Below are 14,758 nucleotides of genomic sequence, written 5' to 3' on the forward strand. Positions count from 1 at the left end.
GTGGTGGCGGGGGTGCGGCGGCGGCTGAGGAGGATGCCGGCGGCGACCAGCACCACGCCCAGCACCAGCGACACCAGCGGAATCACGTTACGCAGCAGGTTGATCTGGTTCTTGCTGGACTGGGCGCTGCTCACCAGGTCCGCGACCGTCTTGTCGGTCATCTTGGCGGTGGCGATGAAGGCCGGGCTGCGCTCCACCCCGTCCTGGGTCTTCAGCACCTCGTGCCGCTGCACCTCCTGCTTGACCGGCGCGCCGGTGACCGGCTCGACCCAGAAGGTGGTCTTGCCGTCGTACCAGCGGTCCACCTGCACGTCACCGGTGGTCCCCGTGACGCCCATGACGTCGGCGGGCGCGCTGCGGGTCTCGGTCTTGGTCGGCGGGACGGCCTGCTCGAAGACGTAGACGGGCAGCCCGTTCACCGTCTCCTCGCGCACGAACGTGGCGTCGAAGGCCTTCTTCGCGGTGGAGTTGAAGACCTTGTACGTCTTCTTCTCGACGTCGAACGGGAACTTGTAGATCTGCCCCTCAAGGGTGACGGGCTCCTTCTCGATGCTCACCGCGCAGCAGTTCAGCCCCACCCCGGTGTACCTGTTGAAGGCGCTGCGCCGCTCGGACATGTCGATCTGCGGCCGGCCGTTGGTCACGTCGTTGACCACGGTCGCCTCGTCCCAGACGACCTTCTCGGTGTCGGCCTGGGTCACGTCGCCGCGGGTGGAGACGATGATGTCGAGGTCGGCGGTGAGCACCTTCAGGTCCTGCAGCGAGAAGTACTGCGCGCCCTTGGCCTCGAGCCTGCTGATGCCGGCCTGGTTGGCCGGAGCGAAGATCAGTTGGTCGGCGGCCCAGAACTTCAGCAGTGGCGCCAGGGCGATGAAGAACGCTCCGAACCCGATGAGGACAAGCGTGGAAATACGACCCATCGTGGCCTCCGCGTTGGCAGAAAGAAAACAGACAGTACTGCGGGCTGGACTGAGCGTCGTGGAACAAAGTATGACAGTGAGTTACCGGCGTCATCTGCTGGTGCAGAGACGCAACCAAATCGATAGAAACAGGTTCTATCGTGGTTCTGCGAATCGGACGGAGGGTGGCGGCACCGGTGAAACACAGGGACGCGGCACTCGACGGCATCCGCGCGTTCGCCGCGCTCGGCGTCTGGCTGCTGCACGTCGGCAGCGACACGGGCGTCATGTACGGCGAGGGCATGTTCGCCTGGCTGATGAGCCGGCTGGGCATCGCCGTCCCGATCTTCTTCCTGCTGTCGGGGCTGCTGCTCTACCGGCCGTGGGCGAAGGCGGCGATCGAGGGCACCGAGCCGCCCAGGCCGCTGCGTTACCTGTGGCGGCGGGTGCTGCGGGTCATGCCGGTCTACTGGATCGTCACCGCGCTGGCGCTGTGGGCGTGGAGCACGCTCGACTGGCGCGGCTGGCTCAACCGGATGTTGCTGCTGCAGAACTACTTCCGCGAGGAGAAGGCGCCCGACGGGCTGTACCAGATGTGGACGCTGCCCATCGAGATGTCGTTCTACCTGCTGCTGCCGGTGATCGCCTGGCTGCTCGGCCGGTGTGCGCGCGGCGACGACCCGGCGGTCAGGCTGCTCACCGGCATCGCGGTGCTGCCGGTGATCTCGGTGGTCAACGTGGTCGTGGCCCGGCTGTACGACCTGCCGCAGTTGTCGGACTGGCTGCCGTACAACCTGGTCTTCTTCGCCTGCGGGATGGCGATGGCGGTGCTGTCGGTCATGATCGGGCACAGCCGGCTGGTCGAGACGCTCACGCCGCAGCTGCTCGTGCTGGCGGCACTCCTGTACGTCGTGCTCAGCACCGAGCTGGCCGGGCCGCGCACGCTCACGCTGCCCACGCTGTCGCAGTCGATGTGGCGGGTCACCCTGGAGTCGGCCGTGGCCGTGCTGGTGGTCGCGCCGTTCGCGCTGGCCGCCGGCCCCGGCTCGGTGCGGCACCGCGTCGTCGGCAACCCGGTCATGGCCTACCTGGGACGCATCTCGTACAGCTTCTTCCTCTGGCACGCCCCGGTGATCACCCTGCAGCACAAGATCACCGGAGCGCCGCCGTTCACCGGCGACTTCCCCAGCGTCGCGGTCGTGTCGTTCGTGGTCACGACGCTGCTGAGCATCGCCACCTACCACCTGGTCGAGGCGACCACCCTCAGGCTCGCCCGGCACCGCTCAACACCTGCTCGGCCTGCGCCGGCTCGGGCTCGGCCGCCGGTGACGCCGGCTCCGTGACGAGCCGGCCGAACAACACGCCCATCGCCGCGCAGGCGACGAGCTGCGGCACCTGGTCCAGCAGCGGGCCGACCTCGTACCCGTAACCGCGCAGCACCAGCGCCGCGGCGACCGTGCTCGTCGCGGCGCCGTACACGCCGGCCGCGAGCCAGTGCACCGGCCGGTCGCGGGCGCGCAGCCAGAGCGTCACGACGACGGACGCGAGCACCGCGCCCATCCCCGGCCAGTCGGCCACCCACCAGCCGAAGGCCAGCCCGAGCACGATCGCGTACGGCAGCCGCCAGCGCGCGGCCCGCGAGTCCGCGGCCGGGGCCGTCTCCCGCACGTGCTCGGGACGCGGCCCGCGCGACATCAGCGCGAGCAGGACGAGCAGCGCGATCCCGCCCAGCCCGAACCCGAGCGCGAGCCGGTAGAGCCCGTCGGGCGGATAGTCGAGCCGGACGGTTCCCGCCGCGCCCGCGGGCAGCTCCCACCCCTGCTTCCAGCCGTCGATCCGGACCGGGCGCAGCGTCGCGCCGTCGAGCGTGGCCCGCCAGCCGGCGTTGTAGTTCTCGTTGACGACCAGGAACGACTCCTGCCGCGCGGTGACCCGCACCTCGCGGGCCGACTGCGTCCACAGCCCACGCACGACGTCGGCCTCGGCCCGCTCCGGCTGTTCCGCCCCCGACGGCAGCGAGCCGATCATCAGGTTCTCGATGGCGTACGGGTCCCAGCCCGCCACCCGCACCCGGTTGTCGCCGGCCACCAGCGCGGCCTCCGCGCAGCCGGTGATGCGTACCGGCCGCTGTTCCAGCAGGTCCGTGAGGGTGCCGCTGACCTTCGTGGCCACGGTGACGCCGTTCACCTCCAGGTTGGGGCCGAAGCCGCAGCCGAACGAGAACGGCACCGCGCCCGGCCTGCGGGCCGGCTCGACCCCGGGGACGACCAGCTCGGAGATCTGCAGCCGCGACCCGGCGGGGACGAACCGCAGCCTCAGCCGGGTGGTGGTCAGCGGCGCGAACGTCAGCCTGCCGCTCTCGTCGGCCCGGGCGCCGCGTACCTCGCCGCCGTCGCCCGTCACGATCACGTCCAGCGGCCGGCCGTCGCCGCCGCCCGGCCTGCCGACCCTGATCTGCGAGATCGTGCGCTTGCCCGGCCAGTCGAGCACGAGCGTGGGCTCGGCGTCGGCGGAGTCGGGGATCCAGGTGGTGGCGCCGTCGCCGTCGAAGGCCGATCTCGGGGCCGCCACCGCGTCCTCGCTCACCGCGGACGAGCCCCACACCCCGGTCGCCTTCGCGCCCAGCCGGGTGAGCCTGTCGATCCGGGCCGGGTCCCGCAGCACGGCGGTGCCGCGCACGTCGTACCGGCCCGCCGTGCCCGCGGTGAAGGCCCGGTCGAAGCCGGCGTGGTCCTCGCCCTGCCTGGCCAGCGCCTGCGGGTTGCACACCCAGCGGATCTGGTTGCGCACGCACGCGGGACGGTCGTCCAGCCCGCGATCCATGACGAACACGTCGCCGCCGGAGCCGGGCAGCCTGATGGCGCGCCCGGGGACGAGGCCGGGAATCGACAGTTCGGTGATCCCGATCCGCTGGCCGAAGCTCCACTCCTGTGACACGGTGGCGAGCACCTTGATCCGCACCCAGCTCGCCGGCCCCTCGGGGACGCGCAGCGTCTGCGGCTCGCTGGTCTTGGCGACGTCCTGTTCCAGGCTGCCCGAGTCGGTCTCGACGGCCACCCGCCTGACCGACTGGCCGATCAGCACGTCGTCGGCGAAGGTGACCCGGAGCGAGGTGAGCCGGCGCGGCGCGGGCAGGTCGATGCGCAGCCATTCGCCTTCCGGCCGCCGCCAGCCCGCGCTCTCCCAGCGGGTGTCGATGTTGCCGTCCATGGCCGCCCACGGGCCGCGGCCGGTGGTGCTGAGCGCGGCGATGGCGTCGGCGTCCGACACCGAGGAGGAGGCGGTGACGTCCGAGATGCCGTCGTACTCGGTGGTGGCGGTGTCGTCCAGCCAGCCGTTCTCCAGCAGATCCAGCTCCTTGACGCCGGTGAACTCAGGTCGCCTGTCGGCGGGGAGCGTGGGCGTCCGGTTGGTTCTGATCTCGCCGAACGAGCGTTCGCGCAGCCGGAGCGCGTCGCTGACCACGGTCGGCGCGGCGCGGGTGCCCGCGTCGTCGTTGAGCAGGACGGGCGCCTCGCCGAGCAGCCCGAGATCGCCCAGGGCGAGCAGCGACTCCGGCCCGCCGCGTACGTGCAGGGCCTGGTCGGCGGGGCGCACGGTGACCAGGTCGGGGGCGGCGCTCACCTCGTACAGGTCGAGCGCGGGGAAGGCCGGGTCGATGGCGGAGATCGCGTCATCGGCGAGCGCGTCGCCGACCGGGTCGCCGAACGAGCGGACCTTGCTGATGCCCGGCGACTCGCGCAACGCCTCGTGGACCCGGGCCGGCCAGGCGCCCCGCAGGTTCTCCCTGATCAGGTCGTTCCTGACGAGCAGGTAGCGCACGCCCATCCTGCGCAGCACCTCGGTGAGCCCGGCCGAGCCGTGCCCGGCGGCCAGGCGCTGGTCGATGGCGTCGAGCAGCCGGGTCTGCCCGACCGAGCCGGGCGGCGTGACCTGCCTGGACGTCCAGCGGACGGTGAACAGGGCCTGCATCGGCTCGTCCATCGGCCTGCCCCATACGTACTCGCCGAACGTCGCGCCGGGCAGGACGAGCACGCCGTCGTCACCGGCGTTCCCGTTGACCCAGGCGGCGGCCTCCCGCCAGTGCGCGGGCACTTCGCGGAAGTCGCCGGGCGCGGCGAGCCCGGTGTTGAAGACGGGCAGCACGAGCGCGGCGAAGGCCGCCACCGCCACGGAACGCAGCGGCAGCCTGGCCCTGACCAGCAGGTGCGCCAGCCCGAACGCGAGCGCGAGCCTGATCAGCGGGTCGAACTTGCGCAGGTTGCGCAGCGGCGCGAGCGGGCCGTCGAGCAGCCAGCGCACCGGCTCGGCGACGACCGGTTCCAGCGCGCTGGTGTGGCCGGCCGCCAGCGCGGTCACCCCGACCAGCAGCAGCGTGACGACGAAACCCCTGGCGGGCAGGTCGCGGCGGGCCAGCCCGGCCAGGCCGAGCGCGGCGATCAGGCCGGTGACCACGACCATCGTGGCCGAGGTGGCGATGGCGAAGCCGGGCGCCTGGTCGGAGACGCCGTTGAGCGGCAGGTAGCGCACCCAGTCGGAGGCGCCGCGCAGCACGTTCGTCAGCGAGGTGACCTGCGTGGTGGTGGCGGCGGTCTCGGTGTAGGGCAGAAACGAGAAGGCGTAGCGGCCCACCAGCAGCAGCGGCAGCCACCAGAACAGCGTGGCGACCGACACGGCCGCCGTCCACCAGCCCAGCATGCGCCAGCGCGGCACCGGGCGCGGCCTGGTGAGGATGTAGACGACCGGGGCCACCAGCACGGCGGCCACCGCCGCCGCGTTGACGCCGCCGCACAGCGCCACGGCCAGCGCCGACCTGACCGCCGCGCGCGCCCGCTGGCCCGTCTCCGCGGCGGTCAGCAGCGGGATCAGGATCCACGGCAGCATGGCGGCGGGCAGCCACTCGATCGAGATCTCGCCGATGATCGACAGCGTGCGCGGCGCCAGCGCGTACGCCAGCGCCCCCACCACCCGTGTCCCCGGCGTGCCGATGCCGAGCCGCCCGGTCAGCCGCTCCACGCCGAGGAACGCCACGCACATCAGCACGGTCAGCCAGAGCCGCTGGGTGATCCACGGCTCCATCCCGGCCAGGTCGCCCAGCGCGAAGAACGGACCCATCGGGAACACGTAGCCGGCCACCTGGTTCTGCAACTGGCCGAACAGTTGCAGGTCCCACAGGTGCGCGGCCCGTTCGAGCCAGCCGATCGGGTTGAGCGCCAGGTCCATCTTGGTGTCGGAGATCAGGTGTCCCGGCCTGGTGGTGAACGCGAGCACGGCGAAGCCCAGGCAGCACAGCAGCAGCCAGAACCGATGCCGCACCCGCTCGATCACCATTCCTCCAACCCGGGATTCCCGCTTGTCTAGTTGCCGTACTCGGTGCGGCGCCGCAGCGGCTCGAATCCGCCGGCCGTCCTGATCGCCTCCACGGGAGACGGACCGAGAGACGGCCCAAGAGACGGCACGGTCTCGGCGGGCACGGTCTCGGCGGGCGCGGGCAGGCCGAGCATCAGCGCGGTCAGACGTTCGGCGCTGCCGTCCCAGGAGAACCCGGCCGCCCATTCCCGGCATCGCACCGCGTAGCTCTCGGTCGGCTCGTCGTGGCTTTCCGCCAGCTCGTCGAGCGCGCCGGCGATGCCCTTGGCCAGGTCGGTGCCCTCGGGGATGAGCCAGCCGGTCCTGCCGTGCCGTACGGAGTCGCGCAGGCCGTCCACGTCGAAGGCCAGCGTGGGCACGCCGAGCGTGGCGGCCTCCAGCACGCACAGACCCCAGCCCTCACCCTGCGAGCTGTTCACCTGCAGCCACGACCTGGCCATCACCCTGGCCTTCTCCCGCTCCGACAGGTAGCCGTGCATGACGACGCCCGCGGGCAGCCTGGCGCGCAGCCGTTCCTCGTCGGGGCCGCGGCCGATGACGTCCACGACCAGGCCGGGCCAGCGCTCGCGGAGTTCGGGCACGGCGTCCAGGAGCAGGTCGATGCGCTTGTGCGCGACGAGCCTGTTCACGCAGACGATCCTGGGCGTCTCGCTCCTGGCCACGGCGCCGGGGTCAGCGACGGTCACCCCGTTCGGCACGATGTGGATGCGGCCCTGCCAGCCCAGCCGTTCCCGCATGGCCTGCACGGTCGACGGCGACACCGCCACGCACTCGCGCCCGCGATAGCTCCACCGCGACACCGGGCCTTCGAGGAAGCGTCCGAACGCCGCCAGCCAGGGCCGCAGGTGCACGCCGAACTGCCGGTCGTGCACGTGGTGGACGATCAGGAACACCTTCGTGACCCGGCGCGCCACCCAGGGCGTGAAGAACGGGATGCCGTTCTGGCAGTCGAGCACCACGTCGAACAGCGCACGACGCAGCAGCAGCCAGACCAGCGCCAGCGGATAGACGGTGAACACCCCGCCCATCCGGACCAGCCGGACGCCCTGGACGGTCTGACTCCTGCTCTGACCAGGCGCGCGAGCGGTGCAGAAGGACACCTGATGGCCGTCGCGCACGAAGCGGGTGGCCAGTTCCCAGGCGAACGTCTCGGCGCCGCCGGCCTGGGGATGCCAGGGGTCGCGCCAGTTGAACAAGGCGATTCTCATGGGCATCCGGCCATGACGAAAAGCGGGAACGGCGGACGGGCGAGTCGCGCGTACGCCTGCGTGAGGTCCCCCGGTGATCGCCTTTCCGTGAAGAGAGCGGGAAGGGCGTGCTCAGGCAGTCGTGGCGAGTTCGTCCGCGCGTCCCCTTGCGGGGAGTGCGGCATGACGGCTCGGGCTACCGGTCGCCGTAGTTGTACAGCGGCTGGTTGACCGGCGTGGACGTGGCGCCGGTGAGCGTGACGGTGGTGACGGTCGCCACGAGTGCCGCTACGGCGACGCCAATGATCGCTGCTAAGAGGATCTTGATCACAGGGGGTTCCTCCTTGAGCGGCAAGGGGTCAGGCGTCACCAAACCTAGAACCAATTCTTGCTACTCGGAAGTAGCTAGGCGAAATTTTAATAAAGGCACTGCTCAAACCCCCTATCCGGACGATACGTCCGCAACGGGGCCGTCGAAACGGTACAGTCGCAGCTCACTCGTGCTCGTCACCAGCCGTGCGGCGGCGAGCCAGGCGGCGAACCGGCGCTGCTCGTCCGGCGTGCCCGCGTTGACCACGACGTACCTGAACCCGGCTCCGGGCAGGTCAGGCGAGGGTCCTTCTAGTACGCGTTCTACCTCCTGGGCCCGTGGATCCTCGCTCCGCACGACCAGTTCGCCGACCCGCATGGCGTCGGCGCACACCACCCGGCGGCCGGGGACGGCGAAGTAACGCTGCGCGGGATCGAGCACCGCGCGGTTCGCGTTCCACGGGAAGCGCCGGTACGACTCGAACGGCAGCACCAGCACGTCGCCGCCCGCCCGGTCCTGCCTGATCACCTCTCTGGCGGCACGCCAGCCGTCCGGGTACGGCACCGAGCCCAGCGCGCCCAGCGCCCCCCAGGCCATGGTGGGCAGCACGGCGACGGGCACCAGCGCCAGCGCGCCCAGCCACCGGGGCCTGGCCAGCGCGCCGCGCGCCGCCTCGGTCAGCAGCCCGAGCCCCACGGCCGCCAGCAGGGCCAGCGGGGCGTTGAACTGCTGGGCGTCCCTGAACACCGCGAAGCCACCCCACGACTCGACCAGCCAGCGCAGCGCCACCCGTCCCGGCTCGCTCACGCCGGCGAGCGCGATGGCCAGCCCGGCCGCCGCGGCGGCGGCCAGCCCCCTGCGACAGTCCAGCCCCCGGCCCAGCAGCGCGAACCCGGCGACGCCGGCCAGCACCAGCGCCAGCCTGGCCAGCGCCCCGATCACGGTGTCGTAGCCCGGCGGTACCGAGTAGGCGTTCCAGATCCCGCTCAGCGACAGCAGGCTCGCCACCACGCCGAACGGACCGTCGGCCCGGCTGGCGAACGCGTCCACCCCGGCCGGGTCGCCGGTCAGCCCCTCGGGACGCAGCGCGGTCACCGCCAGCCACGGCAGGCTGAACAGCCCGACCACGACCGCGACCCGGGCGAAGGCGGCCCACCGGCCGGGGCCGAACAGGGCGAGCGGGACGGCGGTGATCGCGCTGACCGTCATCGCGGCGAACCCGCCGACCGCCGCGGGCAGCATCGCCAGGAACGGCCACCGCCGCGCGCACACCGCCCGCACCACCCACGGCAGCCCGGCGTAGCCGAGCAGCAGCGCCCACTGCCCGATCAGCAGCCGCTCGGCCACGTACGGGTTCCACACGTAGAACGCGCCGGCCACCAGCCGCGGCCCGAGCGCCTGCGACGGCACCAGCAGCGCCGCGCCCGAGCAGCCGAGCACGAAGATCGCCAGCAGAATCAGCTTCTGCACCAGCTCCGCCGGGAGCACCTGCGCCAGTGCGGTGACCACGGCATCGCTGGGCACCACCCGGGCCGCCCCGCCCGCCAGCCCGAACGTGAACCGCGAGAACGCCGGCTCGGGCACGAAGACCATGTCCTGGATGAGCGTGAACCCCCAGGCCAGCGCCGGGCCGAGGGCCAGACAGCCGAGCGCCAGCCCAAGCAGCGCGGCGGCGATCCCGGCACGGGACGAACGAGGCATCCCGCAATGACATCACAACAGCGCTACGAACGTTCCACCGAGAAGCAACCCCTGGTTACTCTTCGGTAATGGCAAGCGTGGCGGCGGGGGCCCGCCGGTGGCTACGCGGTGACATCGTGCTCGCCGCGGGCCTGGCGATGGTGGCCGCCCAGTGCGTGTGGAAGTTCGAGCTGGTCAGGCGGACGTACTTCCGCCAGGACGACTTCATGTTCATCGTCAGGGGCCTGGAGAACCAGCTCACCTGGGACTACCTGATGCGCATCGACGGCGGCCACATGGCGCCGGGCCCGTTCGCGCTGCAGTGGGTCATCGGCCGCCTGGGCGCCTACAACGACCAGCTGGCCCACCTGTTCACGATCGCGCTGCTGCTGGCGGCCGGGCTGGCGCTGCTGCGCCTGTTGCGGCTGCTGTTCGGCTCGCGCCCGGCCATCCTGGTGCCGCTGGGCTTCTACCTGCTGACCCCGATGACGATCCCGTCGCTGTCGTGGTGGGCGGTGGTGCTGGGCGCGATGCCGTTCCAGATCGCGTTGCCGATGGCGCTCAGCTCGCACGTGCTCTACACCCGCACCAAGCGGTTGCGGCACGCGGTGGCCGCGGCGGCCTGGACGCTGTTCGCGATGGCGTTCTTCCTCAAGGCGCCGTTCATCCTGGTGCTGGCCTTCGTGCTGACGCTGGGCTGGCTGGACCGGCGCGGGACCCTGCGGGTCTGGCTGCTCTACTTCGCCGTGCTGGCCGGGTACACCGCGTTGTTCCTCGTCCAGTTGCTCACGTCCCAGCACTACGCGAACGAGACGGTCAAGCTGTCGGTCCCAGGGCCCGAGGCGGTGGGCCGGTTCGGCTGGCAGCTGCTGAGCAACGCGCTGGTGCCCACGTCGCTGGGCGGGCCCTGGCGGTGGACGCCGATCGGCGACGACTACGCCATCGCCGCGCCGCCTGCCGCGTCGGTCTGGGCGGGGCTCGGCGTCGCCGTGCTGGTGATCGCGGTCTCCGTGTGGCTGCGGCGTCGCGCCTGGCTGGCCTGGCTGCTGTTGTTCGGCTACTTCGGGCTCGCCGACATCGTGCCCATCATGATCGCCAGGCTGGAACAGCTCGGGCCCGAGCTGGCCGGGCTCGAACTGCGCTACATCTCCAGCACGTCCATGGTGGCGGCGGTGGCGATCGGCCTGGCGTTCATCCCGGTCAAGGGAGAGCAGGAGCCCTGGCTCAGGTCCGCGCGCGGGCTCAGGTGGGCGTGGGTCCCGCTGGCCGCGGCGTTCACGGCGGGCTCGGTCTGGTCGGTGGCCGCGTACGGGCAGCTTCCGCTCGGCAGGAACGTCAAGAGCTACGTGGAGACGGCCAGGCTGGCGCTCGCGCTGGCGCCGAAGGACGCGGTGGTGCTCGACACGTACGTGCCGGAGAAGGTCGCCATCCCCTACTTCTTCGGCGACTACGCGCTGAACTCCAAGGTGCTCGGCCCGGTCGCGCCACCCGGGATCACCTGGACGCGCCGGCTCAGCGGTCAGGTGCGCGACCCGCTGATCCTCGACGCGCAGGGCAGGCTGCGCCCGCTGGTCGTCGACGGCGTCTCGATCCCGCCGCGCGGCGACTGCACGCAGGTCGGCGGCCAGGAGGTGCGCCTGCCGCTCCCCCGCCCGATCGAGGACGGCGAGTGGACGGTCCAGGTCTCCTACCTGAACCAGGCGCCCACCACCTTGTCGGTCAGGGTCGGGCTGGCCAGGAGCGACGTGCCCGCCGGCGACGGCCTCGGCACCTCGTTCGGACGGTTCCGGGGCGGCGGCGCCGAGGTCACCGTGCGCACGCTGGACGGCCGCGGCGCCTGCGTCGGCGAGATCAGGATCGGCACCCCGGTCCCGGCGGAGGGCGGCACGCCGAGCCCCCTACGGCCGGTCGAGCCGTAGGGGGAGGCGGGTGGGGCCGGGTGTTACTTGCCCGGCTCGGGGTCCCTGGGCAGGCCGAGCATGCGCTCGCCGATGATGTTGAGCTGCACCTCGGTGGTGCCGCCGTAGATCGTCATCGCCCGGGTGGCCAGCACCGCGCGGTTCCAGTAGCCGGGGTCGCCGAGCTGCATGTCGGCCGCCACGACGGCGGCTGGGCCGAGCAGGTTCACCGCGGTCTCCGACACGTGCTGGGCGTGCGAGGTGGACAGCAGCTTGCGCACCGACGCGTCCGCGCCGGGCTCGTTGCCGGCCAGCTGCTTGAGCGTGACCCGCAGCGACAGCGCGTTGATCGAGTGGCCTTCGCACACCACCCCGGCGACCTCCTGCGCCTCGGCCGGGGTGAGCTCGCGGCCCAGCCGGCCCGCCAGGCCGAGCAGGTCGGGGACGGACGCGCCGGTGCCGCCCGACCCGGACGACAGCGAGACGCGCTCGTTCGACAGCGTGTTGCGCGCCACCTTCCAGCCGTCGCCGACCTCGCCCACGACCAGGTCGTCCGGGACGAAGACGTCGTCCAGGAAGACCTCGTTGAACAGGTTCTCGCCGGTCATCTCGGTCAGCGGCCTGACGGTGACGCCGGGGGCCTTCATGTCGACCAGGAAGTACGTGATGCCCTCGTGCTTGGTGCCCGCGGCGGAGTTGCGCGCGATGCAGATGCCCCACTCGGCGACGTGCGCGACCGACGTCCAGATCTTCTGGCCGTTGAGCTTCCAGCCGCCCTCGACCTGCTCGGCCTTCATCTGCAGCGAGGCCAGGTCGGATCCGGCGCCGGGCTCGGAGAAGAGCTGGCACCAGATCATCTCGCCGCTGAGCGTCTTGGGCAGGAAGCGTTCCTGCAGCTCGGGCGTGCCGTACACGGCGATGGACGGGACCACCCAGGCGCCGATGATCATCGCGGGCAGCTTGACCTTGGCGGCCTTCAGCTCCTGGGCGATGAGCACCTGCTCCAGCGGCTTGGCCGCACGGCCCCACGGCTTGGGCAGGTGCGGCATGACGAAGCCGCGCGCGGCCAGGGCCCGCTTCTGCTCCTTGCCCTCCAGCTGGGCGATCTCGGCGATCTCGGCCCTGATCGACTCGCGCAGCTCCTCGGCGTCCTCGGGCAGGTCGATCTCCATCTCGCGGGTCACGCCCGCCAGCGCCAGCTCGGTCACCGAGGCGGCCCACTCGGCCGACGGGCCGAGCAGCGCGCGCAGGGTGAGCGCGCGGCGGTAGTAGAGGTGGACGTCGTGCTCGAAGGTGTAGCCGATGCCGCCGAACGTCTGGATCGCGTCCTTGGCGCACTGGACGGCCGCGTCGGGGGCCATCACCCCGGCGATCGCGGCGGCGTACTCCAGTTCCTTGCCGGTGGCGCGGGTGGCGTCCCAGACGGTGGCGCGGGCCTGCTCCAGGGCCACCAGCATGCGCGACAGCTTGTGCTTGATGCCCTGGAACTGGCCGATCGGACGGCCGAACTGCACGCGTACCTTGGCGTAGTCCGCGGCGGCCCGGACGCACCAGGAGGCCAGCCCGGCCGCCTCGGCGCCGAGCAGGACGGCGGCCAGGTTGAGCACGTCGGGGCCCTCGACGCCGTCGAGCACGCGCTCGGCGGGCACGGTGACCTCGGCCAGCTCCACCTTGGCCACGGACCTGGTCAGGTCCAGCGACTTGACCGGCGTCACGGTGGTGGCGGCCGCGTCGACCGCGATCCACTCCTCGCCGTTCGCCGTGGAGACGGGCAGCACGAGCACGTCGGCCAGCGAGCCGCCGAGCACCGGCTCGGCGGTGCCGGAGACGACCAGGGAGCCGTCCTCGGCGCGGATGCCGGTCAGCGCGCCGGTCAGGGCGACCGCGCCGGTGCGGCTGCCGTCGGCCAGCGACTCCAGCAGCTCGTGCCGCTTGGAGGCGTGGATCACGGCCGAGGCCAGCACGGTCGGCACGTACGGGCCCGGAGTCATGCGCTCGGCCAGCGCCTCGACGGCCACGGCCGCTTCGAGCAGCCCGTAGCCGGAGCCGCCGGACTCCTCGGGCAGGTGCAGGCCGAGCAGCCCCTGCTCGGCCAAGCCGGACCAGAACGGCGGACGTTCGTCCGCGCCGGCGCGCAGCAGCTCGGCGGGGACGTTCCGCTCGGCCCAGCCGCTCACCGACTCGTGGAGCGCCTCGTGCTCCTCGCTCAACCCGATCGCCATTGCTCAACCTCCAGCAGGTCCCAGTCGATGCCAGAACCATATTCTAGAGGATGCTTCTGGCCTAGAGCGGACGAACCCTCTTCGCGAGCGTGTTCAGGTCGGCCCAGTACTTCTTGCCGGTGTCGGGGATCGTGGCCAGCAGCATGGCGGGCTTGGTCTTGCCGATCTCGATCACCGTCACCATCGACTGCGAGACCATCTGCTTGCCGCCGAACTGGTAGGTGACCTTGAACCCGAGCGTCCACCCCTTGCCCACCGGGACCTTCTCCGAGCCGGTCCACTCGACCTTGGCGTCCTTGGGGAACTGGGTGCGCACCGCCCAGCGGGCCGCCCTGGTGGCGATCTCGCGGTAGTCGGCGTCCTTGGACGGCTTGGTCTCCGGCGAATCGCCGGGGAACAGCGCGGAGACGATCATCGTGTGCGGGATGCCCACCTTGCCGACCCGCTGCGCGATCGTGAACGGGGCGAACGACTTGGCGTCCCACGGCTTGCCCAGACGGGGATAGCTGATGCCGTTCTTGGTGTCGTTGATCAGGCCGGTGACCGCGCTGGCCTTGCCCGGCAGCTTGGCGAACGTCTTCTTCTCCGGCACGGCCGGGAGCACGATCGGGCTCTGGGTCACCGTCGGCGTGGGCGTGGCCGCGGCCGCCGTCCCGCTGGGCAGCGGCGAGGCGGGCTGCACGGCCGGCGGCAGCGTCGGGCCCGCCTGCGGCGTCGGCACGTCACCCTGGAAGAGGAAGAAGATCAGCAGGACGGCCGCCACGGTGCCGGCGACGGCGCCGATCAGGTAGACGGCCTTGATCGGGATGTCGCCGATCCTGCCCTTCTTGGGCGGCGGGGGCAGCGCGGGGATCGCCACCGGGAACTGCGGCACCGGGTTCTGGCCCGGGCCCTGGCCCGGGTTCTGCTGCGGGGGCGCGGGCGGGAACTGCGGTCCGGTGGAGCGCAGCGGCACGCGTACGCCGGCGCTCGGCTGCTGCGGGAACTGCGGCGTGGACCGGCCCTGCGGCCCGCCCGCACCGGGAGGCGGCGGAGGAGGCGGCGGCGGGGTCGCCGGCCGCCCCTGCGGCGCGTCCGTACGACCTCGACCGCGATGTGCGGCGACTGCACGCCCTCGCTCACCGCCCAGCGGAAGGCCGTGAACGTCTCCTTGGTGTGCAGCAGCCAGCGCAGCGCACTGAACTTGGGCGCC

The 14,758-nt window shown here is 71.9% G+C and carries 9 protein-coding genes; 2 read left to right on the plus strand and 7 right to left on the minus strand.

The window, feature by feature from the left end; all coding sequences use genetic code 11:
* Positions 1-920, minus strand: a 920-nt coding sequence (locus HII36_RS47010) for a DUF3068 domain-containing protein (protein WP_173529878.1), incomplete at its 3' end; no start/stop codon positions are given.
* Between the two features lie 176 nt (positions 921-1,096).
* Between HII36_RS47010 and HII36_RS47015 the strand changes: the two genes are divergently transcribed.
* The gene (locus tag HII36_RS47015) at positions 1,097-2,242 is read left to right on the plus strand and encodes an acyltransferase family protein (RefSeq protein ID WP_173529879.1); all 1,146 of its coding nucleotides are present in this window, start codon (positions 1,097-1,099) and stop codon (positions 2,240-2,242) included.
* Here HII36_RS47015 and HII36_RS47020 read toward each other — a convergent pair.
* The 4 genes from HII36_RS47020 to HII36_RS47030 form a co-directional block, all read right to left on the minus strand.
* Positions 2,163-6,230: an alpha-(1->3)-arabinofuranosyltransferase domain-containing protein gene (locus tag HII36_RS47020; protein WP_173529880.1), complete on the minus strand. Its 4,068-nt coding sequence runs from the start codon at positions 6,228-6,230 to the stop codon at positions 2,163-2,165. The genes HII36_RS47015 and HII36_RS47020 overlap by 80 nt on opposite strands.
* Before the next feature lie 26 nt (positions 6,231-6,256).
* Positions 6,257-7,477 (minus strand): glycosyltransferase family 4 protein, encoded by a 1,221-nt coding sequence (locus HII36_RS47025; RefSeq protein WP_173529881.1) that lies wholly within the window; start codon positions 7,475-7,477, stop codon positions 6,257-6,259.
* A 175-nt stretch (positions 7,478-7,652) separates the two neighbouring features.
* Complete coding sequence (locus tag HII36_RS58375; RefSeq protein ID WP_268959781.1) at positions 7,653-7,787, minus strand: hypothetical protein; 135 nt, start codon at positions 7,785-7,787, stop codon at positions 7,653-7,655.
* A 111-nt stretch (positions 7,788-7,898) separates the two neighbouring features.
* On the minus strand, positions 7,899-9,467 hold the full coding sequence (locus HII36_RS47030) for a hypothetical protein (RefSeq protein WP_173529882.1): 1,569 nt from the start codon (positions 9,465-9,467) through the stop codon (positions 7,899-7,901).
* 68 nt (positions 9,468-9,535) lie between these two features.
* On the opposite strand from HII36_RS47030, the gene HII36_RS47035 reads away from it, so the two are divergent.
* The gene (locus HII36_RS47035; protein ID WP_173529883.1) at positions 9,536-11,365 is read left to right on the plus strand and encodes a hypothetical protein; all 1,830 of its coding nucleotides are present in this window, start codon (positions 9,536-9,538) and stop codon (positions 11,363-11,365) included.
* A 23-nt stretch (positions 11,366-11,388) separates the two neighbouring features.
* On the opposite strand, the gene HII36_RS47040 is transcribed toward HII36_RS47035, so the two are convergent.
* A complete protein-coding gene (locus HII36_RS47040) occupies positions 11,389-13,566 on the minus strand; it encodes an acyl-CoA dehydrogenase (RefSeq protein ID WP_173529884.1) in 2,178 nt (725 codons plus the stop codon).
* Positions 13,567-13,627: 61 nt separating this feature from the next.
* Positions 13,628-14,521, minus strand: a complete 894-nt coding sequence (locus HII36_RS47045) for a hypothetical protein (RefSeq protein ID WP_173529885.1) — start codon at positions 14,519-14,521, stop codon at positions 13,628-13,630.
* Positions 14,522-14,758: the final 237 nt, after the last annotated feature.

The organism is Nonomuraea antri (assembly GCF_013283785.1).
GTDB classification, from domain to species: domain Bacteria; phylum Actinomycetota; class Actinomycetes; order Streptosporangiales; family Streptosporangiaceae; genus Nonomuraea; species Nonomuraea antri.

Bases quoted from the DNA above. Each gene is read 5' to 3' on its own strand.
- HII36_RS47020 (WP_173529880.1), bottom strand. From the start codon at position 6,230: ATGGTGATCGAGCGGGTGCGGCATCGGTTCTGGCTGCTGCTGTGCTGC.
- HII36_RS47025 (WP_173529881.1), bottom strand. From the start codon at position 7,477: ATGAGAATCGCCTTGTTCAACTGGCGCGACCCCTGGCATCCCCAGGCC.
- HII36_RS47030 (WP_173529882.1), bottom strand. From the start codon at position 9,467: ATGCCTCGTTCGTCCCGTGCCGGGATCGCCGCCGCGCTGCTTGGGCTG.
- HII36_RS47035 (WP_173529883.1), top strand. From the start codon at position 9,536: ATGGCAAGCGTGGCGGCGGGGGCCCGCCGGTGGCTACGCGGTGACATC.
- HII36_RS47040 (WP_173529884.1), bottom strand. From the start codon at position 13,566: ATGGCGATCGGGTTGAGCGAGGAGCACGAGGCGCTCCACGAGTCGGTG.